Source organism: Agromyces sp. NPDC055658, from assembly GCF_053618155.1.
The window spans coordinates 104049-130049 of record NZ_JBSHHD010000003.1 but is presented as its reverse complement, the minus strand read 5'-3'; the positions used below and the strand labels follow the sequence as shown (position 1 = coordinate 130049).

Genomic DNA, 26001 nt, shown 5'->3' with positions numbered 1-26001 from the left:
CGATCGTCGCGATCCGGCGCTCGCTGCGCACCGTGCGGGCGCATCGCGTGCGGGCGGTCGCGCATGGCTGAGCGGCGCGCGCCGGGCTGGTACGACGACGAGGCGGATGCCTCGGCGCTGCGCTACTGGGACGGGCGGGGCTGGACTCCGCACACCGTGCCGAAGCCGATCGAGTCGGCGCCAGTCGAGTCGGCGCCAGTCGAGTCGGCGCCAGTCGAGGAGCCCGCCGCGCCGCCCGCGCCGCCCCCGCCGCCCGCGGCCATCGCACCGGATACGGCCGGCGCACCGGGCGCGGCCACCGCCCCGGAGCACGAGCACGGCGCCGGAGGCGCAGACCCCGTGCTCGCCGCGCTCGTCGCCGCCTCGGAGGACGACGACGCCCACGTCACGCGCACGATCCGGTTCGTCCCCGAGCACACGACCGTGCCGACGCCGACCGATCGGCCCGCGGCATCCGTGTCGGTCTACGGGCTCGCGCCGGCGCACCCGCGCGACGATCTCTCGGTCGGCCAGGTGGCCCTGCTCGTGCTCGCCTCCCTCGCCGCGGGAACCCTCACCATCGCGATCGCCTCGGCGATCGCGATGATGCTGCTCGGCTGACCGCCGCGGCGCGCGTCGACCCCTTGACAACGGGGCACGCGCTCGCGAGAGTTCGAGCATCGAAGAGGAGGGTCGATGGCCACCTTCGGCATCGAGGAGGAGTTCGTCTTCCTCGACCCGCGCACGCTCCGTCCGGTCGACGTTGCCGACGAGGCCTTCGCGCACCTCGCCGCCGAGCCGGCATGGCGCGCCGTCGCGAAGCGCGAGTTCCTCGCCGCGCAGGTGGAGCACGCCTCGGCGGTGTTCGACACGACCGGGCAGGCGACCGCCGCACTCATGGGGTTCCGGCGCGAGCTCGAGGCGGAGGCCCGGCGGTTCGGGGTCGTCGTCGCGAGCGTCGGCACCCCGCCCGACGCGCTGCCGTTCCCGACGATCACCGACACCCCGCGGTACCGGCGGATCGTCGACGACATGCAGGGCGTCATCGCCGACCACCAGATCCAGGGCCTGCACGTGCACGTCGGCGTCACCGACCGCGACCTCGCGGTGCGCGCGCTCAACGCGACGCGTCACTGGCTGCCACTCCTCGCTTCGCTCACCGGGAACTCGCCGATCTGGCGCGGCCACGACACCGGGTACGAGAGCTGGCGCAACGTCGGGATCCGGCGTTGGACGACGACGGGCACCCCGCCCGAGTTCATCGACGCGGTCGACTACGACCGCCGGCTCGAGCGGCTGATCGGCGTCGGCGGCACCGAGGACCGCGCGGTCGTCATGTGGACCGCCCGGCTGTCGTCGCACGTGCCGACCGTCGAGGTGCGGGTCGCCGACGCCCAGCTCGAGGTCGGCGAGTCGGTGCTCGTCGCCGCGCTCTGCCGCGCCCTCGTCGAGAGTATCACCGACCCGGTCGGCGGGCCCGGCGCGGCGAGCGCCGTGCTGCCCGATGAGTCCGCAGCGGCCGGGCCCGAGCTCCTGAGCGCGGCGCTCCTGCACGCGGCGCACCGCGGCCTGTCGAGCACCGTGTTCGACCCCGTGCTCGCCGAGCTGCGGCCGGCCACCGAGGTCGTCGGGCACGCGCTCGAACTGCTGGCGCCCGCGCTCGAGCGGAGCGGCGACGCGGAGTTCGTCCGACTCGGGCTCGGTCGGCTGCTCGACCACGGGACGGGGGCCGCCCGGCAGCGGGCTGCGTTCGCCGCGTCGGGGATGGCCGGACTGCGCGAGCTCTACCAGGCGACGTTCACCGCAGAGGGCTGACGGGCCGCGCTCCGGCACGAGGCATCCGCGGGTTCGACAGGGCCGGCCGACCGACGGTGGCGTGCGGGCCTGTCTGCCCGCTCGTCCTGTCGGAGGGTGCGCAAGGGCCGGCGATCGCGAACCGGCCGCAGCCGCCGGTCAGGCCGGCCGACGCCGCGGCGGCACCCGGTGCCGGGCGGTGACCTCGAAGGTGCGCTGGAGGGGCTCGGCGACCGCGTCGCCCCGACGCTGGGCGACCCGCACGAACAGGAAGTCGACGACCGCGAGCTGCGCGATGCGGCTCGACATCGCGCCCATGCGGTAGCTCGACTCGCGCGCGTGCGTCGTGAGCACGAAGTCGGCCGCCTCGGCGACGGGCGACTCGGGCGAGTTCGTGATGGCGACCGTCGTGGCGCCGGCCTCGCGGGCGACCTCGAGCGCGTGGTTCGTCTCGGCCGTGAGGCCCGAGTGCGAGATGCCGATCGCGACGTCACCGGGGCGGCGCAGCGCCGCCGAGACGAGTGCGAGGTGCACGTCGACCGAGCAGAACGCCGACATGCCGATGCGGGCGAGCTTCTGCTGCAGGTCCTGCGCGGTGAGGCCGCTCGAGCCGAAGCCGTAGAGGTCGACGTGCGCGCCTGCGACGATCGCGTCGACGACCGCGTCGAGCACGGTCGTGTCGAGCCCCTCGACGGTCTGCTCGATCGCGAGCACCTCGTGGAATGCGATCTTCGCGACGACGTCGGCGGCCGAGTCATCGGGGTCGATGTCGACGTTCGCGAGGCCGAAGCGGTCGCGCTCGGCCGCCTCGCGGCTGACCGCGCTCGCGACCTCCATGCGGAACTCGCGGTACCCCGAGTATCCGAGCGTCTGGCAGAACCTCGCGACGGTCGACAGCGACGTGCCGCATACCCCCGCGAGCTCGGTGATCGTGAGGTCGACGACGAGGGTCGGGTCGGCGATGATCGCCTCGGCGACGCGCGCCTCGGAGGAGCTCAGGCGCGGCAGCGCCTCGCGTACGGAGGAGAGCACGTTCGCCGACATCGCCGTTCCGGTTCCTTACGTTCTGCGGTGCACCGCTGCGCACCGTCGTGACCACTCTGCCCTGCTGCCGCGCGCTTCACTCCGGCGACGCGCGCACGCTCGACAGCGCATCGCGCAGCACTCCATCTTCGGCGGCGAGCCGCGCGAGCGCGACCTCCGGGGCGGCCCCAGTCATGGTGACGAGGATCGCCGCCTTGACGTGGCCGTCGACGGAGGCGAGCGCCGCGGCCGCGCGGGCGGCGTCGACGCCCGTCGCCTGCATCACGATGCGCTCCGCGCGGGCGCGGAGCTTCGCGTTCGTCGCCTGCACGTCGACCATGAGGTTGCCGTGCACCTTGCCGAGCCGCACCATCGCGATCGTCGAGATCGCGTTGAGCACGAGCTTCTGCGCGGTGCCGCCCTTGAGCCGGGTCGATCCGGCGACGATCTCGGGCCCGACGACCGTCTCGATCGCGAGGTCGGCGGCCGCACCGATCACCGACCCGCGGTTGCACGCGAAGCCGACCGTGAGGGCGCCGACGCGCTTCGCGTACTCGATGCCGCCGACCACGTACGGCGTGCGGCCCGAGGCCGAGATGCCGACGAGCGCGTCGTCGGGCCCGAGGCCGATCGCCTCGAGGTCGGCGGCGCCGCGGGCGGCCTCGTCCTCCGCGTCCTCGACCGCCGACCGCAGCGCCACGTCGCCGCCCGCGATGAGGCCGACGACGAGAGCCGGATCGGTGCCGAACGTCGGCGGGATCTCGCTCGCGTCGAGCACGCCCATGCGCCCGGCCGTGCCGGCGCCCGCGTAGACGAGCCGGCCGCCGCCGCGGAGGCGCGCCACGATCGCGTCGATCGCCGCCGCGATCTGCGGGGTCGCCTCGGCCACGGCGGCGACGGCCTGGGCGCTCTCGTCGTGCATGGCCGCGAGCTGCGACTCGGTCGAGAGCAGGTCGAACCCGGCGTGGGCCTCGTTCACCTGCTCGGTCGAGAGTTCGCCGAGCAGCTCGCGCAACGCGCGATGCTCGGCCGACTGCGGTGCCTGACCGCTCATTGCGTGACTCCCCCGGTGATGCGGTGTTCGGTGGTTCGGTGTTCGGTGGTGCGGTGTTCGGTGATACGGGGCCCGGTCGCCCGGGTTCCGACGGCCGGCGATTCGACGGTCACGGATGCCGCGGCGGCGAGCCGCTCGGGCAGGGCGAATGCCGCGCGGCCGGGCGAGAGGCGGCCGAGCACGCGGGCTCGCTCGGGGCCGGTCGACAGCTCGATCGGCACCCCGTGCAGGCTGCAGAAGCCGAGGAGCGCGAACATGAGCGACTCCTTGAACGCGGGATCGACGCCGCGCGCAGCGCTCGACTCGACGGCGATGCCGCGTTCGTTCGCGAGCGCGGCGATGCGCGCGAGCAGCACGGGGTTGAGTGCGCCGCCGCCCGAGCAGATGAGCGTCGCCGGCGGGTCCGGCGCACCGTCGGGCGCGATCGCGTCGACGACGGTGCGAGCGGTGAGCTCGGTGAGCGTGGCGACGAGGTCGTCGACGGCGGGGTCGCCGGCGCCGCCGACGGCCTCGACCGCAGCGTCGACCACGGCGAGGTCGAAGGTCTCGCGCCCGGTGGACTTGGGCGCGGGCGCCGCGAAGTACGGGTGCCGCAGCAGTTCGGCGAGCAGCGGCTCGTGCACGCGACCCACGGCCGCGCGAGCTCCGTCGACGTCGTAACCCTCGGCACCGCCGGTCTCGCGGTCGACGACGGCGTCGATGAGGCCGTTGCCCGGTCCGCTGTCGAACGCGATAACGCGGCCGTCGGCGCCGACGAGCTGCACGTTCGCGATGCCGCCCAGGTTGACCGTCGCGATCGTCCGGCCTGTGGTGCGCGCCTCGGCGCCGAGCCACAGCCGGTCGAAGAACGCCATGAGCGGCGCCCCCTCGCCGCCCGCCGCGATGTCGGCCATGCGCACGTCGGAGAGCACGGGCACGCCCGTGAGCTCGGCGATCCACGAGGGTTCGCCGAGCTGCAGGGTGCCACGGGCGTGCCCGTGCTCGACCTGGTGATGCACGGTCTGGCCGTGCGAGACGATGAGGTCGGGCGTCGCGCCCGACTCGCGGATGCCTCGGGCCGCCGCCGCCGCGAAGGCCCGGCCGAGGTCGTTCGTGAGCCGGGTCCAGGCGCCCGCATCCCGCGCTGCGCCGGCGGTGACGGCGAGGATCTCGGTGCGGAGCGCCGGCTCCCACGCGACGGTCTCGGCGTGGAGCGGGGTCATCGCGAGGCCGGGCGGTCGAGGAGGGAACGCAGCGGCCCGTTCGGGCCCGAGCACGTCGGAACCGTGGTCTCGAGAAGCTCCTTCGTCGCTCGACCCACCGGCAACCGCGATGTCGACGACGGCCACGTCGATGCCGTCGGCCGAGGTGCCCGACTGCAGCGAGAGCACGATCACGCGCGGACCCCCGACTCGAGCAGCTCGCTCGCGACCTCCGCCGCGAGCAGGCTGGCGGCCCGCGTGTGCAGGGTCGGCAGCGGCAACGGCCCGCCGGGCAGGCCGACGTCGACCACGACCGCATCGGGACGCACGGCGGCGACGGCCGACACCCGGTCGCGCTGCGCCCCGTCGGCGCCGATCCGGTCGACGAGCACCACGAGCGCCCCCCGCTCGGGCACCGGCGCGTCGGCGCGAAGCACCTCGCCGCCCGCGGCGAGCGTGCGCTCGACGTAGTCGCGGTCGCTCGCGACGGCGAGGGTCGATCGCCCGCGCAGGTCGAGCACGGTGCGGGCACCGGGCAGCGCCGGCACGGCACCGTCGATCGTGATCGCCTCCCGCGCGACGCGGCGCGCGCCCCGAGGCATCCACCCGTCGTCGGCGGCGACCGAGGCGGCGGCGACCGCCGCGCGCTCGGCGACCGCATCGGCGAGCCGGCCCACCCGCCGGGCCGCACGCTCGACCGTCGCGAACGGCAGGGTGCCGTCGTCGATCGCGGCGAAGATCGCGTGCTGCACCTCGCGGAAGTCGCGTTCGTCCTGGTCGGGCGCGGCGGCCGTGCCGAGGTTCGCGGGGTTCGAGATGCACAGCAGGTCGGCCCCCGCGAGCAGTGCGTGCACGGCGCCAGGGCCGGCACCGACCGACTCGCGCACCGCGGCCATGTCGAGCGCGTCGGTGACGATGACGCCGTCGAAGCCGAGCTCGCGCAGGCGGCCGAGCGCGACGGGGTTGAGCGTCGACGGCCGGTCGCCCCACTCGGGCACGACGATGTGCGCCGTCATGACGGCCTCGACGCCCGCGCCGATCGCCGCACGGAACGGCGGCAGATGCCTGCGCTCGAGCTCATCGAGTCCGATCGTGAGCTCGGGCATCGCGTGGTGCGAGTCGAGGTGGGTGTCGCCGTGCCCGGGGAAGTGCTTCACGCAAGCGGCGGCTCCGGCCGAGCGGATGCCCCGGAGCGACGCCACCACGTGACGCGAGACGCGCTCGGGGTCGGCGCCGAAGGAGCGCACCCCGATCACCGGGTTGCGCGGGTCGGTGTTGACGTCGGCGACGGGGCCGAGCACGACGTTCGCACCGACCGCGAGCGACCGACGGGCGAGCTCGCGGCCGACCGCCTCGGTCGCGTCGAGGTCGTCGACGAAGCCGAGCTGCGCGGCACCCGGCAGGTTCGACCCGGTGTGCGCCTCCGCCCGCGTGACGTTGCCGCCCTCCTCATCGATGCCGATGAGGAGGGGGCGGGCCCCCGCATCGGTGGTCGAGCGGCGCAGCACATCGAGATCGTCGGCGGAGGTGTCGATGCGCTCGCCGGCACTCGCTGCTCGCCCACCCGCGGGAGCGAGGTTCTGCGCGAACAGCACGACGCCGGCGAGGCCCGCGTCGAGTTCGCGGCGAAGCCAATCCGGAGTGCTCCGGCCGAGGAAGCCGGGCCAGAGCACTCCGCCCACCGTAGCCCTGATGGTGGGATCGTCCGCGGCGGTCACCCCTTCACCGCGCCGGCCACGAGGCCGCTCGACAAGCGACGCTGGACGATGACGAAGAAGACCATCACCGGGATCGTGATGATCGTGGAGGCGGCCATGATGTAGCCCCACTCGTTCGAGTGCTCTCCGAAGAACTGCTTGAGCCCGATCGCGACCGTGTAGTTCTCGGTCGCCCCTCCGAGCAGGGTCATGGCGAAGATGAACTCGTTCCACGCCGTGATGAACGAGAACACGCTCGTCGCGACGAGGCCGGGCATGACGAGCGGCAGCAGCACCGAGCGGAACATGCGGCCCCAGCTCGCGCCGTCGATGTACGCGGCCTCCTCGAGCTCGACGGGCACGGCCGCGACGAAGCCGCGGAGCATCCAGATGCCGAACGGCAGCGAGAGCGCGACGTACACGACCATGAGGCCGAGCAACGTGTTGAGCAGCTGCAGGTCGCGCACCTGCACGAAGAGCGGGATCACGAGCGCCTCGAGCGGCACCATCTGCACGACGAGGATCATGAGCAGCATCGTCGTGCGGAACGTGAACCGGAACCGGGCCACCGCGACCGAGGCGAGCAGCGCCAGCAGCGCGCTCGCGAGCACGGTGACGAGCGCGACGATCGCCGAGTTGCGCAGGAACACGTCGAACCCGCCCTCGGTGAGCACGTATTCGAAGTTCGACAGCGACCACTCGCGCGGCAGCAGCTGCTGCCCGCCGGCGCCGGCCTTCGCGTCGAAGGCGCTCGAGAGCATCCAGAACGCGGGGAAGAGAGTGAAGGCGAGCAGCACGACGACGAGCACGGCCTTGCCGGCGGCGACGCGCGTCTTGCGGGCGGTTCGGCGGCTGCGCCGCAGACCCGCCACGGTCGGCCCGGATGCCTCGGTGCTGCGCCGGCTCGAGGCATCCACCCGGTTCGTCGTGTCGGTGCTCACAGCTCCTCCTCCTTGAGCATGGTGCGCACGTACACGACCGTGATCGCGAGCAGTACGAGGGTGAGCAGCACGGCGATCGCCGAGCCGAAGCCGTAGCGGTTCTGGCCGAACGACTCGACGTACGACCAGACGCCGAGGTTGAGCGCCTCGCGGTTCGAGCCCGAACCGCCTGGCATGAGGTAGACCTGCGCGAAGACCTTGAAGTCCCAGATCGTCGACAGGATGATGACGACCGCGAACACCTGCTTGAGGTTCGGCACGATGATGCGCCAGAAGCGGCGCCAGGCGCCCGCGCCGTCCATCTCGGCGGCCTCGAGCATCTCCTTCGGCACGCCGAGGAGGCCCGCGAGGATCGTGATCGCCACGAACGGGAAGCCGTGGTGGATGACGTTCAGCAGCACGATGGCGTAGAACGTGTAGCGGTTCGTGAACCAGTTGACCGGCTCGTCGATCAGGCCGAGCGCCTCGAGCGTCTCGTTGAAGATGCCCCGGTCGGCGTCGAAGATCCAGATCCAGACGTAGGTGCCGGTGACCGCGGGCATCGCCCAGGCGATCATGATGGCGCTGCCGACGACGGTGCGCCAGAAGAGGCCGAGGCTCGCCATGAGCACGGCGACCGCGGTGCCGAGGGCGACCGTGCCGGCGACGGCGAGCACCGCGAAGCCGACCGTGTTCGGCAGCACGACGGTGTAGAGCTCGGGGCTCGTGAAGATCTCGCCGTAGTTGGCGATGCCGATCCAGTTCGGCTCGCCGGAGACGATCTCGCGCAGGCCGTAGTCCTGCAGCGAGAAGAGGAACACCCGCACGAGCGGCCACAGCATGAGCACGGCGAGCACCGCGAGGGCGGGCGCGAGCAGCAGCCAGGGGCGGCTCCGGGTCAGGAGGCTCTTGCGGGCGGGCCCGCCGGCCGCGCGGGGAGCCGGGGCTCCCTGCACGGCCGACGGGACCTGGAGGGTGTTCGACACGTGCGTCAGTTGCCGTTCATGATCTCGTCCATCTCCGCGGCGGCGTCGGTGAGCGCCTGCTCGACCGTCTTCTGCCCGGAGAGGATCGCCTGCATGGCGGTGTTGGTGGTCTTCTTCGCCTGGACGGCGCCGAAGGTCGGGGTCACGGGAACCGTGCCGCCGCCCTCGACCATCTGCTGCGCGAACGGCTGCACGAGCGGGTCGTCGGAGGCGATCGCGTCGTCGAGGAGCGAGGTCTGGCCGGGGAAGTAGCCCGACTGCTCGCCCCACTTCTCGGCGAACTCACCCGTGGTCATGAGCTCGATGAAGGCCCACGCGAGGTCCTTGTTCTCGGCCGTCTCGAACATCGAGAGGTGCGAGCCGCCGAGCACCGACGGGGCGATGCCGCCGTCCTTGCCGGGGATCGGGGTGGCGGCGAACTTGCCCTCCATCTCGGCGTTCTTCTCGACGATCGCGGCGGGCGTCCACGAGCCCATGAGGGCCATGGCGATGTTGCCCTGCGCGAAGTTGTCGAGCACGTCGGTCTCCTTCCACGTGGTCGCACCGGCCGACGAGAAGCCGTGCTCGGTCGCGAGGCCCGTGTAGAAGCCGATGCCCTCCTGCGACTCGGGGCTGGCCATGCCGGAGACCCACTCGTCGCCCTCGAGCGTCGAGACCTCGCCGCCCGCGCCCCAGACCCAGGGGTAGACGCCGAACTCGGCGTCGCCGGGAACGGCGAAGGGCATCATGTCGGGGTGCGCGGCCTTGATCTTGTCACCGGCGGCGACGATCTCGTCCCACGTGGTCGGCGCCTCGATGCCGAGCTCCTCGAAGATGTCGGCACGGTAGACGAGCGAGCGGACGCCCGCGTACCAGGGCATGCCGTAGAGCTCGTCGTCGTAGGTGCCCGCCGTGACGAGACCCTCGACGAGGTCGTCGCCGAGGCCCGCCTCGTCGACGTAGTCGCCGATCGGGGCGAGGGCGCCGGCGTCGGCGAACTCGGCCGTCCAGGTCGTGCCGGTCTCGGCGACGTCGGGCGTCGTGCCACCGGCGATCGACGTGACGAAGCGGTCGTGGGCGTCGGCCCACTGCACGAACTCGACGTCGAGCTTCGCCCCGGTCTTCTCGGTGAAGGCGTCGCCGACCTCGTCGAAGTAGGCCTCCGAGTCGGGGTTGGTGCCCTCCATGATCCAGACGGTGAGGGTCTGGCCCTCGGCATTCGTGGCACCGTCGCCGGAGCCGTCGCCCGAGCCGCTGGAACACGCGGTCAGGCCGAGCGCGGCGGCGAGGCCGAGCGCGGCGATCGGGAGGAAGCGCTTGTTCATCGGTTGGTCTCCTCGTTGAAACTGGTCGTGGGCACGCGTGATGCCCTGCTGGTGGTGGGCCCGAGGGCCCGGATGTGATGCTGTGGACGTAGGGTGATCCGGCATCCGCAACAGTCGATGACTCTGGAAGTAGTATTCGGGAATGGCGCCAGTTTTGCAAGAAACTTCCGAACGCTTGGAAGTCGTGCTGGGTATCGACATCGGCGGCACGGGCAGTCGGGCCGCGGTCGAGCCGCTCGACGGCGCCTTCGGCGAGGGCCGCGTGCTGATCGACGGGCCGCCCGTCTCGGTGTCGGGCGACGGGAGTTCGGCGCTCTCGGTCGCGCGTGAACTCATCGAGCGGGCGCGGGGGGCGGCGGCGGGTCATGCTGCGGGTGCGGGTTCGGCTGCGGGTGCGGGCGCGGGCGACGCGCCGGGCGCGACCGCACCACGGATCGCGGCCGTCGCGATCGGCGCGACCGGGCTCGCCTCGCTCGTCGCGAACCCGGTGACCTCGATCGCGGCGCTGTCGGATGCCGCCGGCGGCGCGCCGGTCGCGCTCGCGATCGACGCGCTCACCGCCCACCTCGGCGCCCTCGGCGGCGCCCCGGGCGCGGTCGTCGCCGTCGGCACGGGCGCGATCGCGCTCGGCACCGACCTGCGCGAGATCTGGCGACGCGTCGGCGGATGGGGGCACCTCTACGACGACCGCGGCTCGGCCGCCTGGATCGGCATCGAGGGCCTCAAGGCGGCGATCATGGCGCACGACGGTCTCGACCGGGGTGCCTCCGCGCTGCTGTCGGCCGCGGAGTCCCGTTTCGGCCCCGCCCCGACCTGGCCGGGTCAGCTCTACACGCGCGACGATCGCGGTGCGGTGCTCGCGGGCTTCGCGGCGGACGTCTCGGGGCTCGCCGAACTCGGCGACGCGGTATCCGTTCGCATCATGTCGACGGCCGGAACCCTCGTGGCCGAAACCCTCGTCGCGGCGCTCGACCCGGCGCTGCCGCGCCGAGCCGCCGGGGTCGGCGGGGTCTTCGCGTCGGGCAAGGCGTTCACCGAGGCGTTCCGCGCGGCGTTCGCGCGGCTCGCTCCCGACGCGTCGCTCGTCACCCCGGCTGGGGCGCCGCTCGACGGATCCGTGCGGCTCGCGCGGCTCGTGGCGATCGGCGGGGTGCGCGAGGGGCATCCGCCGTTCCTCTGGCGGTGACGGCGCCCGGCAGGGGTGGCCCCGAGGCGCCGGGTGCGACCATGGTGATACCGAGTTCCCTGCATGTTGCAGGACTATTCGGCGAGCAGTCGCGCATGCGACCCTGCCGGCCGGCTCATCCTGTACGTCGGTCTCTCCCGGCCAGTTCGTGGGGCCGAGCCGACCATACGAACCACAGGATGCGCCCGGAGCACAGGAGAATCGGACGTTCTCCCGCGGATACGGCCTTCGCTGTCGAAGGTTCCTGCCGAGCGGTGCCCCTCCCTCCGGGCGGCGGGCCCGCGGTGACCGCGGTGACCGCGACGCGCGGTTATGGGGTCAGCAGCCGGGGCCCGACGGGTTGGCCCGGCAGTCCCCGTTGGTGAGCACCGTGTCGACCTCGCCGACGAGCACCGGTACGGGATCTCCGGCGACCGCGAGCACTCCCGCGATCGACTGCCAACCCGACCCGCCGAACCGGTACTCGGCCGACAGCACCACTTCGAGCGTCACGGTGTACTCGCCGCGCTCGGCGTAGACGTGGCTCGTGCCGGTCGGGGTGAACTCGGCGACGCCGAGGTCGGTCCAGCTCGCTCCGGGAGAGGCGCTCTCGACCACGGCACCGTCGCGGTGCGACCAGCGGTATCCGACCGGCGTGAAACGCACCTCGGCCGTGCGCCCGAGCAGGATGCCCGAGACGACCTCGGACGAGGCCTCAGCGACGAAGTTCGCCGGGACGCCGACGACCGCCCAGCCGTTCGGCTCCATCACGCTCACCGGCGGAGTCGGACGGAACGACGCGATGTCTCGCAGCGTCACCACCACCGGGCCGCCGGGCCTTGGCGGAGTCGGCGGCGGTGCGGGCTCGTTCAGGCGCGAGCAGTCGCCTTCGAAGTTCGCTCCGCACAGCTGTTGCCAGTTGTCGCCCGACCACACGTCGATCGAGCCGCGCGGGCCTGGGTCGTCTTCGGCATAACCACCCGCATCGCTGCCATTTCGATCTCCCGCTCCGTTGAGTCCATCACCTGGAGTACCCGAACTGATTCCAACGCCGAGATCGACACGACCGGATTCGGGTGTCGTCACCAACGGTTCGCACAGACCAAGTCCGATCTCGGTCTCAGAACAGGTACCAGGGCCATCGGCAAACGCAATACTTGGCGCCGAAAGGGGCGCCGTAGCGATCGCGAACACGATCACGATCACGATCACGCTGACAGTTCGATTCAGAGACAAAAGTTGCTGCCGTCCCAGAGCGTTCGCTCTGTCACCAGCAGGTGGTCTGACGAGGAGCCCTCGAAAACCACCAAGTACGGAACGTCGTTCACTCGATCGGGCGCGACGGCAGACTTTCCGGACGAGTCGAGAATGTCGAAAGGACGTAGATCGTCGCAGATGTACACCGTCACGCTTGCGCCGTCGTGACCTTCGTCGTGCTTCTGAAGCTCGTGCACACTAAACATGCGAGTGCCAGTTGAGTGCAGCCCTTTTGCTGCAAAGTCATTGACGGTTTCGAGTTGCGCGTCCAAAGCTTGACCGCTCGCGACAGCTGCAAGCTCTTCGTCGTTCGCCCCACTCTCGCTCGTCGCATGGGCAGACACCTCGAGAAACGCCTCATACGCCTTCACCGCGGCGGCGAGCGCCTCCTCGTCCGACTCGAAGATCGGCTCGGCGCTCGCGCTCGGCGTGGGCGACGGCTTCGGACCGGGCCCGGGCGAGCACGCGCTCAGCCCGAAGACCAGCACGCCCGCAAGCCCGGCCGCGGCGAGCGCGGTGGCAATCGGGCGTGAGATCGACATGGCGACCACCATAGGCGAGGAGCTTCGGAGGTGAGCCGGTTATCCACAGGCGGCACGGTGCTCGACCGACCGACTTTCGGCGCTCCTCGACCCACCGGCTTCCGCCGCTACTCGACCGATGAGCGCGAATCAACCGGTGGCGGCCGCCTTCCGGCGGGCGCAAGATGAGCGCATGCGCAGGATCACCGTCACGAACCACGTCTCACTCGACGGCGTGATGCAGGCACCGGCGAGCCCCGACGAAGACCGGCGCGGTCACTTCCCCTACGGCGGATGGGCCGTGCCCGACAGCGACGACATGCTCGCCTCCGAGATGTCGGCCGGGATGGGCGAAGGCGGCGCGATGCTCTTCGGCCACCGCACGTACGACAACATGGCCGCGTTCTGGCCGTACCAGACCGACGGCAACCCGTTCACGACGTTCCTCAACGCCGCCGACAAGTACGTCGTCTCGCGCGACCCGCACACGCGGCTCTCGTGGCAGAACTCCCGGCTGCTCGTCGGCAACGCCGCCGACACCGTCGCCGAACTCAAGCAGACCGACGGCGACGACCTCGGCATCCTCGGCAGCGGTGAACTGGTGCGCTCGCTCGCAGCGGCGGGGCTCATCGACGAGTACGTGCTGATCATCCATCCGCTCGTGCTCGGCACCGGCGAGCGCATGTTCGGCGACACGCACCAACGACTCGAGCTCACCCGGAGCGTCACCACGCCGAAGGGGGTCATCGTCGCGTACTACCGCCCGGTGTGAGGGGGATGCCTCGGGTTTCGAGGCGGTCGCGGCAAGGTTTCGGCGCGCGTCGTCGCTCCGCGCCGGCGCCACTCGACCGAAGGGATCACGCGCGGGCGACGAGCGCCGCGAGGTCGACACCGGCGGGCAGCACGCCGTACTGCCACCCGCCCTCGCCGCCGAGCCGCGTGCGCACGAACGCGTCGGCGACTGGCTCGGGCGCGAAGCGCACGAGCAGCGAGGCCTGCAGCACGAGCGCGAGCCGCTCGGTCAGCTCCCGGGCGCGCAGCGCCGCCGAGCCCGCACCGGCGGCATCGCTCGCGAGCGCCGCGCCGAGCGAGTGCACGAGCGCCTGCGCCTCGGCGAGCGCGACGTCGAACGTCCCCGACGAGCCGGCCGCCAGCCCGACCTCGGCGAAGAACGCCTCGAACGCCTCGGGCTCGCGCGCGAGCACGCGCAGCACGTCGAGCGCGATGACGTTGCCCGACCCCTCCCAGATCGCGAGCAGCGGCTGCTCGCGATAGCGACGCGCGAGGGGGAACGCCTCGGTGTACCCGTTGCCGCCGAGGCACTCGAGGGCCTCTGCCGAGTGGCCGGCCCCGCGCTTGCACACCCAGTACTTCGCCACGGCCGTCGCCAGGCGCCGGAACGCCGGCTCCGAGCCGCTCGCCCCGGTGGGCGCCGTCGGCTCGCTGTCGTCGTAGGCGCGTGCCAACCGCATCGCCGTCCACGTCGCCGCCTCCGACTCGAGGGCGAGGTCGGCGATCACCGCCGTCATCGCCGGCTGGTCGACGAGCCGCGCCCCGAACGCCGCGCGGTGCCTCACGTGCCACGCCGCCTCGACGACCGCCTGCCGCATGCCCGCCGCCGTGCCGATGACGCAGTCGAGCCGCGTGCGCGTCACCATCTGCACGATCGTCGCGACGCCGCGACCCTCGTCGCCGACGAGCCACGCGGTCGTGCCGTCGAGCTCGATCTCGCTCGACGCGTTCGAGCGGTTGCCGAGCTTGTCCTTCAGCCGCTGGATGCGGAACACGTTGCGCGATCCGTCGGGCAGCACGCGCGGCACGAAGAAGCAGCTCAGTCCGTGCGGCGCCTGCGCGAGCACGAAGAACGCGTCGCTCATCGGTGCGCTGCAGAACCACTTGTGGCCGGTCAGCGAGTACTCGGCGCCCCACTCGGGTGCGAGCCCCGCGCCCGTGCGCCGCTCGGCCCGGGTCGTGTTGGCGCGCACGTCCGAGCCGCCCTGCTTCTCGGTCATCGCCATGCCCATGAGCGCCGACGCCTTCGACGTGCCGCCGAGGGCCGGGTCGTACGCGCGGCTCAGCAGGCGAGGCATCCAGTGACCTGAGAGACCGGATGCCGCGAGCCGGAGCGTCGGCACCGCGGCATGCGTCATCGACACGGGGCAGGCGTGGCCGGGCTCGACCTGCGCGAAGAGGAGGAAGGCCGCGGCCCGATCGACGTTCGCGCCGGGGCCGGGCTCGGCGACCGCCCCGGTGTGCGCGCCCGCGCCGACGGCCGCCGCGATCACCCGGTGGTACGCGTCGTCGTACTCGACCTCGTCGATGCGGCGGCCCCACCGGTCGTGGGTGTGCACCACGGGCGGGTGCGTGTTCGCGCGCTCGGCGTCGCGCTGGAAGGCGGCGGAGCCGACGCGCCGGCCGATCTCGGAGAGGTCGGTGCCGCCACCGCGCTCGCGCATCGACCCGCCCGCGGCTCCCGCGGAGGCATCCCGCCCCCATCTCGCGACCGCCTCGACGAGCGCGAGGTTCGTCGCGTACTCGTCGACCGCCTCGCGCGGCGGAACCTGGTTCTGCACCTCGTGCGTCCGTGTCATCGTCGACCTCCACCGTCATTCTGGTCGCTCGGGCGCGGTTTCGAGACGTCGCTTCGCTCCTGCTCAACCCGCTGGTCGCGTCGGATTTCGCCCTCGGTGAACGGAGTGGGTCGGATGCCCCGGTCCGCTTGCGTCCCGGGTGAGCGCGTGTTTTGCTGTAACGCTGCAATGTCGGACGGGGGTGCGACGATGCAGCCGGGCACACGGGTCATCAGCCCTGCCCGCGGTCGTGCGCGCACGAACCCGCCGTGACCGAGGCCAACGCCGTTCGCGATTCCTGGAGATCACATGCTCGGAAGACTCCTGTTCAGATACCTGAGGCCGTACTGGCCTCTCCTACTCGGCGTGCTGGCCTTCCAGATCGTCGCCGCCTACGCCAACTTCCAACTTCCGACGCTCAACGCGCAGATCATCGACGACGGCGTCGCCAAGGGCGACACCGACGTGATCTGGCAGTCGGGCGCCGTCATGCTCGGCATGTCGCTCCTGCAGATCGTCACCCAGCTCGTCGCGACGTGGTTCGCCGCGATGGCCGCGATGAAGCTCGGCCGCGACATCCGCGACGACGTCTTCGAGCGCGTGTCGGGCTTCTCCGAGCGCGAGGTGTCGACCTTCGGCCCCGGCTCGCTCATCACCCGCAACACGAACGACGTGCAGCAGGTGCAGATGCTCGCCATGATGGGCGCGACGTTCCTCGTCGCCGCCCCGATCATGGCGTTCTACGGCATCTACAAGGCGCTGTCGGTCGACATCGGGCTGAGCTGGATCATCGCGGTCGCGGTGCCCACGCTCCTCATCGTCGCGGGCCTCATCATCTGGCGCATGGTGCCGCTGTTCCGTTCGTACCAGGTGAAGCTCGACGGCGTGAACCGCATCATGCGCGAGCAGCTCACGGGCATCCGCGTCGTGCGCGCCTTCGTGCGCGAAGACATCGAGGAGGCGCGCTTCCGCGAGGCGAACACCGACATCATGGTCGTCGGCCGCAAGGTCGGCTCGCTCTTCGTGCTGATGTTCCCGCTCGTCATGCTCGTGCTCAACGTCACGCTCGTCGGCGTGATCTGGTTCGGCGCGATCGAGGTCGACGAGGGCAACACCGAGATCGGCGTCCTGTTCGCCTTCATGCAGTACGTCATGCTCATCCTGATGGGCGTCATGATGGCGAGCTTCATCACGATCATGATCCCGCGCGCCGCGGTGTCGGCCGAGCGGATCGGCGCCGTGCTCGACGTCAAGTCGACGCTCGCACGGCCCGCGAACCCGGTGACCGTGTTCCCGACGCCTGGCACCGTCGAGTTCCGCGGCACGGGCTTCACGTACCCGGGCGCCGAGCACCCCGTGCTCAGCGGCATCACCGTGAAGGCCGAGCCCGGCGAGACGCTCGCGATCGTCGGCTCGACGGGTGCGGGCAAGACGACGCTCGTGTCGTTGCTGCCGCGCCTGTTCGACACGACCGAGGGCAGCGTGCTCGTGAACGGCGTCGACGTGCGCGACGCCGACCTCGACCTCGTGTGGAAGAGCATCGGCCTCGTGCCGCAGCGGCCGTTCCTCTTCACCGGCACGGTCGCATCGAACCTGCGGTTCGGCCGCGAAGACGCCACCGACGAAGAACTGTGGCACGCGCTCGAGATCGCGCAGGGCCGCGACTTCGTCGAGGAGATGGAGGGCCAGCTCGACGCGAAGATCGCGCAGGGCGGCACCAACGTCTCGGGCGGCCAGCGCCAGCGGCTCGCGATCGCGCGGGCGATCGTGCACCAGCCCGACATCCTCGTCTTCGACGACTCGTTCTCGGCGCTCGACCTGACGACCGACGCGAGACTCAGGCAGGCGCTCTGGCGCGAACTGCCCGGCGTGACCAAGGTCGTCGTGGCGCAGCGCGTCTCGACGATCACCGACGCCGACCGCATCGTCGTGCTCGACGACGGCGTCGCCGTGGGCGTCGGCACCCACGAGCAGCTGCTCGAGACGTGCCAGACGTACCGCGAGATCGTCGAATCCCAGCTCGGAGTGGAGGCCGCACGATGACCAGCCCGACCCCGCTGTCAGAAGAAGACCAGCTCGAACTCGAGATGGCCGAACAGGCCCGCATCAGCGCCGACGACTGGAGCGGCGGTGTCGCGCCCGGCAAGGCCGCGAACTTCCGCCAGTCGTTCGGCCGACTGCTCGGCCTGCTGAAGCCGCACGCCTTCGGGTTCACGGTCGCCTCGGTGCTCGGCGCCATCGGCGTCGTGATGACGGTCTGGGCGCCGAAGGTGCTCGCCGAGGCGACGAACCTCATCTTCGAGGGCTTCATCTCGGCGCAGATGCCGCCCGGCGTCACGAAGGAGCAGGTCGTCGACCAGCTCGAGGCCGCCGGCCAGACCGACCAGGCGAACATGGTGCAGGCGATGAACCTCGTTCCCGGCGAGGGAATCGACTTCGTCGCGCTCAGCCAGGTCGTCATCCTCGTGCTGTTCCTCTACATCGCGTCGTCGATCCTCATGTGGATCCAGGGCTACGTCGTGAACGTGATCATGGTGCGCGCGATGTGGAAGCTGCGCGAAGACGTCGAGGCGAAGGTCAACCGGCTGCCGCTCAGCTACTTCGACAAGGTGCAGCGCGGCGAGCTGATCTCGCGAGTCACGAACGACATCGACAACATCACGCAGACGATGCAGCAGTCGCTGTCGAGCGCGCTCACCAACGTGCTCACCGTTATCGGCGTGCTCGTCATGATGTTCTCGATCTCGTGGCAGCTCTCGCTCGTGGCGCTCGTCTCGCTGCCCCTCATGGGCGTGATCTTCGGCGTCATCGGCCCGAAGTCGCAGAAGGCCTTCGGCACCCAGTGGCGCAAGGTCGGCCGGCTCAACGCCCGGGTCGAGGAGTCGTTCTCCGGCCACGCGCTCGTCAAGGTCTACGGTCGCGAGGCGGCGAGCCGCGAGGCGTTCAAGGCCGAGAACCAGGAGCTGTACGAGGCCTCGTTCAAGGCGCAGTTCCTGTCGAACATCATGATGCCCGCGATGACCTTCATCGGAAACCTGCAGTACGTCGGCATCGCCGTGCTCGGCGGCATCATGGTCGCGAGCGGCTCGCTGCGACTCGGCGACGTGCAGGCGTTCATCCAGTACTCGCAGCAGTTCTCGCAGCCCCTGTCGCAGCTCGGCGGCATGGCCGCGGTGGTGCAGTCGGGCACGGCCTCGGCCGAGCGCGTCTTCGAGCTGCTCGACGCCGACGAGCAGGAGGCCGACGCGGCGAACGCCCCGGCTCCGGTGGACGGTGACGGCACGATCGTGTTCGACCACGTCGCGTTCTCGTACCACCCCGACCGCCCGCTCATCAAGGACCTGTCGTTCCGGGTCGAGCCCGGGCAGACGGTCGCGATCGTCGGCCCGACGGGCGCCGGCAAGACGACGCTCGTGAACCTCATCATGCGGTTCTACGAGCTGAACTCTGGGCGCATCCTGCTCAACGGGCAGGACATCGCCGAACTCACCCGGCACGACGTCCGGGCGAAGACCGGCATGGTGCTGCAGGACCCGTGGCTGTTCGCCGGATCGATCCGCGAGAACATCCGCTACGGCCGCGCCGACGCCACCGACGACGAGATCATCGCCGCCGCGCGGGCGACGTACGTCGACCGGTTCGTGCACTCGCTGCCCGACGGGTACGACACCGTGCTCGACGAGGACGCCTCGAACGTGTCGGCGGGTGAGAAGCAGCTCATCACGATCGCGCGCGCGTTCGTGGCGCAGCCGAGCGTGCTCATCCTCGACGAGGCGACGAGCTCGGTCGACACCCGCACCGAGCTGCTGCTGCAGCATGCGATGGCGGCGCTCCGCGAGGGTCGTACCTCGTTCGTGATCGCGCACCGTCTCTCGACGATCCGCGACGCCGACCTCATCCTCGTGATGGAGCACGGCGACATCGTCGAGCAGGGCGACCACGAGCAGCTCATCGCCGCGAAGGGCGCGTACTACCGCCTCTACAACTCGCAGTTCGAGCAGGCCGCATCCGACATCGACGCCGAAGAGGCGCTCGGTGACGGCACGGTCGTGACCTCGGCCGACGCCGAACCCGAGTCCCGCCTGCTGAAGGGCATGGAGGAGGAGATCGTCGAGGCGAGCGAGTAGTCGCACGGTTCGTGACGCGTGAGCGGGTGCCCTTCGGGGCATCCGCTCATCGCGTTTTCGGCCCCGGAGCCGCCGGGGGGGGGGGGGGAGAGAATGGATCGGTGACGATCCTCCCCCAGCCCGTGCGCCCGTGGCGGCTCTGGCTGGTCTGAGGGGTCGGCGTCGCCGCCTACGTCGTCTCGGTGACGAACCGCACCTCGCTCGGCGCCGTCGGCTCCGATGCGGCCCTGAGGTTCGACGCGGATGCCTCGACGCTGTCGATGTTCGCGGTCATCCAGCTCTTCGTCTACGGCGGCATGCAGATTCCCGTCGGGCTGCTGCTCGACCGGTTCGGCGCCCGTCCGATCGTCACCGCCGGCATGGTGCTCATGGCGGTCGGCCAGCTCGTCATGGCGGTCTCGACCGACGTCGGCACGGCGATCCTCGCCCGCGTGCTGCTCGGCGCGGGCGATGCGGCCGTCTTCCCGAGCGTGCTGCGCGTCGTGGCGACCTGGTTCCCGCAGCAGCGCGCGCCGCTCGTCGTGCAGATGACCGGCATCGTCGGCCAGACCGGCCAGCTGCTCGCCCTGCTGCCGATGGCGGCGCTGCTGCACGCCACGAGCTGGACGGTCGCATTCGGCAGCCTCGCCGGCCTCGGGGCCCTGTTCGCGGTGCTGACGTTCGCGATCATCCGCAACCACCCGCCGACGAGCGACGCGGATGTCTCGGTCAACACCGAGACCGGGGCGATCGCCGTCGTGCGCTCGTCGGCCGACCTCCGGCAGGGCTTCCGCGAGTCGTGGGGACACCCCGGCACCAGGCTCGCATTCTGGTCGCACTTCACGACGCCGTTCGCGGGCACCGCGTTCGTGATGCTGTGGGGCTTCCCGTTCCTGACGGCGGGCGAAGGGCTCACGCCCGCGATGGCCTCGCTGGTCGTGAGCGCGTTCGTCGTGTTCGGCATGCTCGTCGGGCCCGTCATGGGGGCGCTCTCGAGCCGGCACCCGCTGCGCCGCTCGCGCATGCTCGTGCTGCCGACGATCGCGATCCAGGCGGTGGCGTGGCTCATCGTGATCGTGTGGCCCGGACCGGCGCCGGTCTGGCTGCTGTTCCTGCTCGCGCTCGCGCTCGCGACCGGCGGCCCGGCATCGATGATCGCGTTCGACCACGCTCGCACGCACAATCCGAGCCACCGGCTCAGCACGGCGACGGGCATCGTCAACGGCGGCGGGTTCATCGCGGGCCTCATCGCGATCTTCCTGATCGGCCTCGCGATGGACCTGCAGGGCGCCGGAACGCCCGAGACGTACACGCTCGAGGCGTTCCGCATCGCGTTCCTCACGCAGATGCCGCTCTGGATCCTCGGCTCGGTGTTCATCATCGTCGAGCGCCGGCGCACCCGCGTGCGGATGGGGCTCGACGAGCCGCGACCACGGCGGCGCGATCGCGATCGCGGCTGAGCTTCGCGCTCGCGGCCGAGCTCGCGACATCCGCTCGACTCATCGCGAGCAATCCTCAGAACCGGGTTGACACGCGCCCGTGGTCACGGGAGGCTATCCCGTAGGGTCCGCAGCGAGCGCCAGAGGCGTGACGTACATGGGGTCGCACGACGATGTCGTCACCATCCGCCCTGGGCCGGAGACGGGCCGAAGGAGTCCGCTCATGGCTGGAAATCGCTCCATACGCAATCGCGCCGTCTTCATCGCCGCCGCACTCGCGCTGACGTTCACGATGCTGAGTCCCGTCGGCGCGGGCGCCGCCGAGAACGACAGCGCCCTCGACATGTACACGGCGGAGGTCACCGGCGATCAAGCCGCCGACATCGCCGCGGCCGGCTTCGACGTCGCCAACAGCACGGTGACCGAGTCGGGGGTCACCATCGACCTGGTGCTCACGCCCGGCGAGGCGAAGGCCCTCAAGGCCCGCGGCCTCGACGTCGCCGTCAAGAAGAACAAGGACGGCAAGTCGGCCCGTCAGCTCGCCGAAGAGCAGGCCGCCGCGGGCTACGACGTGTTCCGGTCGTGGGACGAACCGGGAGGCATCCGCGACGAGCTGTACTCACTCGCGAAGAAGAACCCGAACGTGGTGAAGCTCGAGGTGCTCGGGCACACCTACGAGGGTCGCGAGCTCATCGCCATGAAGGTCACCCAGGCGGCGAAGGCGACGCCCGACGGCGCGCGGCCGGCGGTGCTCTACAGCTCGACCCAGCACGCCCGCGAGTGGATCTCGACCGAGGTCAACCGCCGCCTGCTGCACCACTTCGTCGACGGGTGGAGGAGCGGCGACCAGGAGATCAAGAACCTGCTCAGGCAGAACGAGTTCTGGTTCCTCGTCGTGGCCAACCCCGACGGCTACCAGTACACGTTCGACCACGAGCGGCTGTGGCGCAAGAACCTGCGCGACAACGACGGCGACGGCCGGATCACGCGCGCCGACGGCGTCGACCCCAACCGCAACTACCCCGAGCACTTCGGGTACGACGAGGAGGGGTCGTCGTCGCAGATCTCGAGCGACACGTACCGCGGCCCGTCGGCGGGGTCCGAGCCCGAGACGCAGGCGATGATGGCCCTGCTCGATCGCGCCGACTTCTCGTTCCAGGTCAACTACCACTCCTACGGGCAGTGGCTGCTGTACGCGGAGGGCTGGCAGACCGGCACCCCGACCGCCGACGACCCGATCTACTACGCGCTCTCGGGCAACCTCGACGACCCGGCGATCCCCGACTTCGAGCCGGGACTGTCGTCGGACGTGCTCTACGTGACCAACGGCGAGACGACCGACTTCGCGCACGCCCAGCGGGGCACCCTCGCATGGACGCCCGAACTCGGCGAGGGCCTCCCGACCGGTGGCGGGTTCGTGTTCCCCGACGACGAGGCGCAGGTCCAGGCCGAGTTCGAGCGCGCGCTGCCGTTCGCGCTCGATGTCGCGAAGTCCGCGGCCGACCCCGACGACCCGGTGTCGCACCTGGGCATCGAGACGAAGCCCTTCTACCTGGAGAGCGACGACACCTACAAGGCGGGCCTGCCGCTTGCGGACTTCACCTTCGAGTACTCGTACGGCGACCCGCAGGAGGTTCGCGTCATCGCCAAGCGGGACCTGGGCGACATCACGCTCAAGTACTCGATCAACGGCGGCGATCCGGTGAGCGCGACGACCGAGGAGTGGACCGGCGGTGATCGCTACGGCGGCAAGACGGCCGTGCACTACCGCATCATGAGCGGCTTCGTCACCGGCACCGAGCCGGGCGACGAGGTCGACGTCTGGTTCGAGGGCGGCGGCGAGACGAGCGACTCGTTCACCTACCGGGCGGTCGAGGAATCGACCGACGACGTGCTGGTCCTCGCGGCCGAGGACTACACGGGCGCCTCGCCCGTGCAGGCGGGCGGACCGAACTACCTCGACTTCTACGAGGAGGCGCTCGCGGCCAACGGCACGGGGTACGACGTCTACGACGTCGATGCGCGCGGCCGCACGGCGCCCGATGCCCTCGGAGTGCTCTCGCACTACGACGCCGTCATCTGGTACACGGGCGACGACATCATCACCCGAGAACCGGGGTGGCCCGGCGGCACCGCCTCGCGGCTGGCGCTCGACAACACGCTCGAAGTGCGCGACTTCCTCAACGAGGGCGGTCAGGTGCTCTACACCGGCAAGTACGCCGGCACGCAGTACGCGGGCACCGATCAGCTGTACGACCCGACCGCGGCGAACGCGCAGTGCCGGACCGCCGGCGGCATCCTTCCCCGGTGCCGGCCGCTCGGCGGGTCGGGCGACGCCACGAACGACACGCTGCAGTACTGGCTCGGCGCCTACCTCGTGGTCGACGACGCCGGCACGACGGAGGAGGGCGAACTCCTCGACGTGCTCGGCGTGGACACGCCGTTCACCGGCCTCGACTGGGGCTTCAGCGGCACCGACAGCGCGCCGAACCAGGATCACAGCAACTCGTTCATCACGACGAGCGGCATCCTCGACCCGCAGCAGTACCCGCAGTTCGAGAGCTGGGTCGCAGGCCGCTGGGACCGCACGGGCGGGCCGTTCGAGCCGCACACCGGTGACGCCTACGCGTACTCGCAGATCGCCGACGTGTCGTACAAGCGGCTGACGCGCACGATCGACGTGCCCGCCGACGGCGCCGACCTCTCGTTCTGGACGTCGTACGACACCGAGGCCGACTGGGACCACGTCGCCGTCGAGGCGCACACTCCCGGCGAGGACGACTGGACGACGCTGCCCGAGCTGGGCGGAAGCACGTCGGACAGCGTCGGTGAGAGCTGCCCGGCCGGATGGCGCGAGCTGCACCCGCACCTCGACCACTACCAGACGTACGACGAGGCGGCGAGCACCTGCGAACCGACCGGCACGTCGGGCGTCTGGCAGGCCGCTTCCGGCAACTCCGGCGGCTGGCAGCAGTGGTCGGTCGACCTGGATGCCTTCGCGGGCGGTCAGGTCGAGGTGTCGATCGCGTACATCAGCGACTGGTCGACGCAGGGGCTGGGCGTCTTCGTCGACGACATCGAGGTGTCGACCGGTGAGGGCACGACGTCGTTCGAGGGCGGCGACACCGGTGGCTGGGAGGTCACCGGGCCGCCCGAGGGGAGCGCACCGAACCCGAACGACTTCATCGTCACGACGGCGGCCGGGTTCCCCGAGGCCGCGGTGGTGGCGACGCCGGGGTCGCTCATGACCGGGTTCGGGTTCGAGGGCATCGACGATGCCGGCATCCGGGCCGAGTGGATGGGCCGGGCGCTGGAGCACCTGCTCGACTGACGCCGCCCGGTGGTCGATGGGCGACCGGTATCGAGACCTCGCGACCACAGGTGGCCGAACAGCGGAGCGTACCGAGACCTCGCGCGAGAGGCCTCGATACGTCGCTGCGCTCCGACCCGACCCCGCCGTGACCCGGCTCAGGCGCCGTAGCGGTAGAAGCCCTCGCCGGTGGCGACGCCGAGCTTGCCCTGGTCGATGTAGCGCTCCTTGATGAGCGCGGCGAACTCCTGCTGCTTCGGCCCGCCCATCATCGAGATGTTGTAGGCCGTCGTGAGCCCGACGATGTCGTAGATCTGGAACGGACCCATCGGTGCGCCGGTGCCGATGCGCCAGGTCGCGTCGATCGCCTCGGGCTCGGCGACGCCGTCGACGAGCAGCTGGCCGGCCGCCGAGAGGAACGGCACGAGCAGCGAGTTGAGCACGTAGCCCGGCTGCTCCTTCTTGATCTCGATCGGCACCATGCCGATGGCCTCGGCGAACTCGACGACCGTGCGGTACACGGCGGGGTCGGTCGCCGGGGTTCCCATGATCTCGGCGGTGTTGTGCGCCCAGATGCGGTTCGCGAAGTGCAGCGCGAGGAACCGGTCGGGGCGGCCGGTCGCGTCGGCGATGGCGCTCGGCAGCAGCGTCGACGAGTTCGTCGCGAAGATCGTGCGCTCGGGGGCGACGGCGGCGAGCTTCTCGTAGGTCGAGCGCTTGATGTCGATGCTCTCGGGCACGGCCTCGATGACGAGGTCGGCGTTCGCGACCGCCTCGCCGAGGTCGGCCGAGAGGGTGATGCGAGAGAGCGCGGCCTGCGCCCTCCCGTCGGCGGCACCGTCGACGCCCTCCTCGACGTACGTCGCGGCGAGCTTCTCGAAGCGCTGCTTCGCCGCGGCGAGCGCGGCGTCGTCGAGGTCGTAGGCGACGACCTCGAGGCCGCTGTACGCGGTCTGGTACGCGATCTGCGAGCCGAGCACTCCGGTTCCGAGCACGGTCACGTGCTGCACTGCGGTCATGATGATTCCTTCTTCCTGTCGTGCCCTCGTGGGGCCTCGCGCGCCTCAGCCGGCGCGTTCGTCTCGGGGATGCCTCGGCCGGTCGCCGTCGGTCGCGGCGTCGTTGAACCGCGTGAGGTCGGTCGCGAAGCGGGCGACCTCGGCGTCGTTCCAGTCACCGAGGTGACGGTCGACGACACCCTGCAGGAGCGCGATCGCCTCGCGGTACGCGGACCAGCCGGCGTCGGTGAGTTCGAGCGGGCGGCCTCGGCCCGAGGCATCCGCGATCTCGCGCACGACGCCGAGGCGGGTGAGGCCCGCGAGCTGGCGCGACACGGTCGAGCGGTTGAGGCGGAACGCCTCGGCGATGTCGGTCGAGCGGCACTGGGGGTGGTCGACGATGTAGCCGAGGATCGACTGGTCGGTCATGCTCAGGCTGAACTGCGCGGTGCGGGCGTCGGCGACGCCGCGCCGGGTGATGACGATGAGCTCGCGCAGGATCGCTGCGGCGTGCTCGTCGCGGGGTGTGCGCTTCACCATGCCCGGCTCCTTCTGTTGTCATATGCAACGCTACGCTCGTGCGTTGCATTCCGCAACAGAAAAAGCCGGATGGATGTCGGAGTGCCGAGTCAGCGGGTCGCCGGGGCGCCGGGTCGCCTGCATCCACCGACACCCGTCGGCGGTCGTCCGCTCCCGC

At 71.0% G+C, this 26001-nt stretch carries 19 protein-coding genes and 1 pseudogene; 8 read left to right on the top strand and 12 right to left on the bottom strand.

The features are described from left to right. The first annotated feature begins 63 nt into the window (after positions 1-63). The gene (locus ACWGPE_RS02690; RefSeq protein ID WP_452048075.1) at positions 64-600 is read left to right on the top strand and encodes a DUF2510 domain-containing protein; all 537 of its coding nucleotides are present in this window, start codon (positions 64-66) and stop codon (positions 598-600) included. A 75-nt stretch (positions 601-675) separates the two neighbouring features. Continuing rightward, a complete protein-coding gene (locus tag ACWGPE_RS02685) occupies positions 676-1794 on the top strand; it encodes a carboxylate-amine ligase (RefSeq protein WP_231429940.1) in 1119 nt (372 codons plus the stop codon). A 138-nt stretch (positions 1795-1932) separates the two neighbouring features. Here ACWGPE_RS02685 and ACWGPE_RS02680 read toward each other — a convergent pair whose 3' ends face one another. The 7 genes from ACWGPE_RS02680 to ACWGPE_RS02650 all read right to left on the bottom strand — a co-directional run bounded on the left by ACWGPE_RS02680 (position 1933) and on the right by ACWGPE_RS02650 (position 9938). Next, positions 1933-2817 carry a MurR/RpiR family transcriptional regulator gene (locus ACWGPE_RS02680; RefSeq protein ID WP_231429939.1) on the bottom strand — a complete coding sequence of 295 codons (885 nt, stop codon included), beginning with the start codon at positions 2815-2817 and terminating at the stop codon, positions 1933-1935. 76 nt (positions 2818-2893) lie between these two features. After that, positions 2894-3850, bottom strand: coding sequence for an N-acetylmuramic acid 6-phosphate etherase (murQ, locus tag ACWGPE_RS02675; RefSeq protein ID WP_231429938.1), 957 nt, complete (start codon positions 3848-3850; stop codon positions 2894-2896). Next, on the bottom strand, positions 3847-5226 hold the full coding sequence (locus tag ACWGPE_RS02670; protein ID WP_452048074.1) for an anhydro-N-acetylmuramic acid kinase: 1380 nt from the start codon (positions 5224-5226) through the stop codon (positions 3847-3849). Before ACWGPE_RS02670 ends, murQ begins: the two co-directional genes overlap by 4 nt. Continuing rightward, positions 5223-6704, bottom strand: a complete 1482-nt coding sequence (locus ACWGPE_RS02665; RefSeq protein WP_452048073.1) for a glycoside hydrolase family 3 protein — start codon at positions 6702-6704, stop codon at positions 5223-5225. The genes ACWGPE_RS02670 and ACWGPE_RS02665 overlap by 4 nt, the downstream gene beginning before the upstream one ends. Positions 6705-6745: 41 nt before the next feature. After that, the gene (locus tag ACWGPE_RS02660; RefSeq protein ID WP_275505580.1) at positions 6746-7537 is read right to left on the bottom strand and encodes a carbohydrate ABC transporter permease; all 792 of its coding nucleotides are present in this window, start codon (positions 7535-7537) and stop codon (positions 6746-6748) included. 128 nt (positions 7538-7665) lie between these two features. After that, the gene (locus ACWGPE_RS02655; protein ID WP_231429935.1) at positions 7666-8634 is read right to left on the bottom strand and encodes a carbohydrate ABC transporter permease; all 969 of its coding nucleotides are present in this window, start codon (positions 8632-8634) and stop codon (positions 7666-7668) included. A gap of 5 nt (positions 8635-8639) precedes the next feature. After that, positions 8640-9938: a sugar ABC transporter substrate-binding protein gene (locus ACWGPE_RS02650; protein WP_231429934.1), complete on the bottom strand. Its 1299-nt coding sequence runs from the start codon at positions 9936-9938 to the stop codon at positions 8640-8642. 184 nt (positions 9939-10122) lie between these two features. Between ACWGPE_RS02650 and ACWGPE_RS02645 the strand changes: the two genes are divergently transcribed. Next, on the top strand, positions 10123-11124 hold the full coding sequence (locus tag ACWGPE_RS02645; RefSeq protein ID WP_452048129.1) for an N-acetylglucosamine kinase: 1002 nt from the start codon (positions 10123-10125) through the stop codon (positions 11122-11124). Between the two features lie 318 nt (positions 11125-11442). Here the strand turns inward: ACWGPE_RS02645 and ACWGPE_RS02640 are convergent, their stop codons facing one another. Both ACWGPE_RS02640 and ACWGPE_RS02635 read right to left on the bottom strand, forming a co-directional pair. Continuing rightward, on the bottom strand, positions 11443-12315 hold the full coding sequence (locus ACWGPE_RS02640) for a hypothetical protein (RefSeq protein ID WP_452048072.1): 873 nt from the start codon (positions 12313-12315) through the stop codon (positions 11443-11445). Positions 12316-12329: 14 nt separating this feature from the next. Next, complete coding sequence (locus tag ACWGPE_RS02635; RefSeq protein WP_452048071.1) at positions 12330-12902, bottom strand: hypothetical protein; 573 nt, start codon at positions 12900-12902, stop codon at positions 12330-12332. Between the two features lie 172 nt (positions 12903-13074). On the opposite strand from ACWGPE_RS02635, the gene ACWGPE_RS02630 reads away from it, so the two are divergent. Next, positions 13075-13653 carry a dihydrofolate reductase family protein gene (locus ACWGPE_RS02630; RefSeq protein WP_452048070.1) on the top strand — a complete coding sequence of 193 codons (579 nt, stop codon included), beginning with the start codon at positions 13075-13077 and terminating at the stop codon, positions 13651-13653. An 85-nt stretch (positions 13654-13738) separates the two neighbouring features. On the opposite strand, the gene ACWGPE_RS02625 is transcribed toward ACWGPE_RS02630, so the two are convergent. Then, the gene (locus tag ACWGPE_RS02625) at positions 13739-15472 is read right to left on the bottom strand and encodes an acyl-CoA dehydrogenase family protein (protein WP_452048069.1); all 1734 of its coding nucleotides are present in this window, start codon (positions 15470-15472) and stop codon (positions 13739-13741) included. A gap of 288 nt (positions 15473-15760) precedes the next feature. Here ACWGPE_RS02625 and ACWGPE_RS02620 point away from each other — a divergent pair, with 288 nt between their 5' ends. The 4 genes and pseudogenes from ACWGPE_RS02620 to ACWGPE_RS02605 all read left to right on the top strand — a co-directional run bounded on the left by ACWGPE_RS02620 (position 15761) and on the right by ACWGPE_RS02605 (position 24327). Beyond that, positions 15761-17494, top strand: coding sequence for an ABC transporter ATP-binding protein (locus ACWGPE_RS02620; RefSeq protein ID WP_452048068.1), 1734 nt, complete (start codon positions 15761-15763; stop codon positions 17492-17494). Further along, a complete protein-coding gene (locus ACWGPE_RS02615) occupies positions 17491-19578 on the top strand; it encodes an ABC transporter ATP-binding protein (protein ID WP_452048067.1) in 2088 nt (695 codons plus the stop codon). Before ACWGPE_RS02620 ends, ACWGPE_RS02615 begins: the two co-directional genes overlap by 4 nt. Before the next feature lie 101 nt (positions 19579-19679). Continuing rightward, a pseudogene (locus ACWGPE_RS02610) lies at positions 19680-21017 on the top strand (MFS transporter). Positions 21018-21219: 202 nt separating this feature from the next. After that, positions 21220-24327 carry a M14 family zinc carboxypeptidase gene (locus ACWGPE_RS02605; protein WP_452048066.1) on the top strand — a complete coding sequence of 1036 codons (3108 nt, stop codon included), beginning with the start codon at positions 21220-21222 and terminating at the stop codon, positions 24325-24327. Between the two features lie 137 nt (positions 24328-24464). On the opposite strand, the gene ACWGPE_RS02600 is transcribed toward ACWGPE_RS02605, so the two are convergent. Both ACWGPE_RS02600 and ACWGPE_RS02595 read right to left on the bottom strand, forming a co-directional pair. Further along, the gene (locus tag ACWGPE_RS02600; protein WP_231429925.1) at positions 24465-25325 is read right to left on the bottom strand and encodes a 3-hydroxyacyl-CoA dehydrogenase; all 861 of its coding nucleotides are present in this window, start codon (positions 25323-25325) and stop codon (positions 24465-24467) included. Between the two features lie 45 nt (positions 25326-25370). Then, positions 25371-25844 carry a MarR family winged helix-turn-helix transcriptional regulator gene (locus ACWGPE_RS02595; RefSeq protein ID WP_231429924.1) on the bottom strand — a complete coding sequence of 158 codons (474 nt, stop codon included), beginning with the start codon at positions 25842-25844 and terminating at the stop codon, positions 25371-25373. Positions 25845-26001 lie beyond the last annotated feature (157 nt).

Excerpts from the sequence above, each read along its gene's own strand:
- ACWGPE_RS02690 (WP_452048075.1), top strand. The coding sequence starts at position 64 with ATGGCTGAGCGGCGCGCGCCGGGCTGGTACGACGACGAGGCGGATGCC.
- ACWGPE_RS02685 (WP_231429940.1), top strand. The coding sequence starts at position 676 with ATGGCCACCTTCGGCATCGAGGAGGAGTTCGTCTTCCTCGACCCGCGC.
- ACWGPE_RS02680 (WP_231429939.1), bottom strand. The coding sequence starts at position 2,817 with ATGTCGGCGAACGTGCTCTCCTCCGTACGCGAGGCGCTGCCGCGCCTG.
- murQ (WP_231429938.1), bottom strand. The coding sequence starts at position 3,850 with ATGAGCGGTCAGGCACCGCAGTCGGCCGAGCATCGCGCGTTGCGCGAG.
- ACWGPE_RS02650 (WP_231429934.1), bottom strand. The coding sequence starts at position 9,938 with ATGAACAAGCGCTTCCTCCCGATCGCCGCGCTCGGCCTCGCCGCCGCG.
- ACWGPE_RS02635 (WP_452048071.1), bottom strand. The coding sequence starts at position 12,902 with ATGTCGATCTCACGCCCGATTGCCACCGCGCTCGCCGCGGCCGGGCTT.
- ACWGPE_RS02630 (WP_452048070.1), top strand. The coding sequence starts at position 13,075 with ATGCGCAGGATCACCGTCACGAACCACGTCTCACTCGACGGCGTGATG.
- ACWGPE_RS02625 (WP_452048069.1), bottom strand. The coding sequence starts at position 15,472 with ATGACACGGACGCACGAGGTGCAGAACCAGGTTCCGCCGCGCGAGGCG.
- ACWGPE_RS02620 (WP_452048068.1), top strand. The coding sequence starts at position 15,761 with ATGCTCGGAAGACTCCTGTTCAGATACCTGAGGCCGTACTGGCCTCTC.
- ACWGPE_RS02615 (WP_452048067.1), top strand. The coding sequence starts at position 17,491 with ATGACCAGCCCGACCCCGCTGTCAGAAGAAGACCAGCTCGAACTCGAG.
- ACWGPE_RS02605 (WP_452048066.1), top strand. The coding sequence starts at position 21,220 with ATGGCTGGAAATCGCTCCATACGCAATCGCGCCGTCTTCATCGCCGCC.
- ACWGPE_RS02600 (WP_231429925.1), bottom strand. The coding sequence starts at position 25,325 with ATGACCGCAGTGCAGCACGTGACCGTGCTCGGAACCGGAGTGCTCGGC.
- ACWGPE_RS02595 (WP_231429924.1), bottom strand. The coding sequence starts at position 25,844 with ATGGTGAAGCGCACACCCCGCGACGAGCACGCCGCAGCGATCCTGCGC.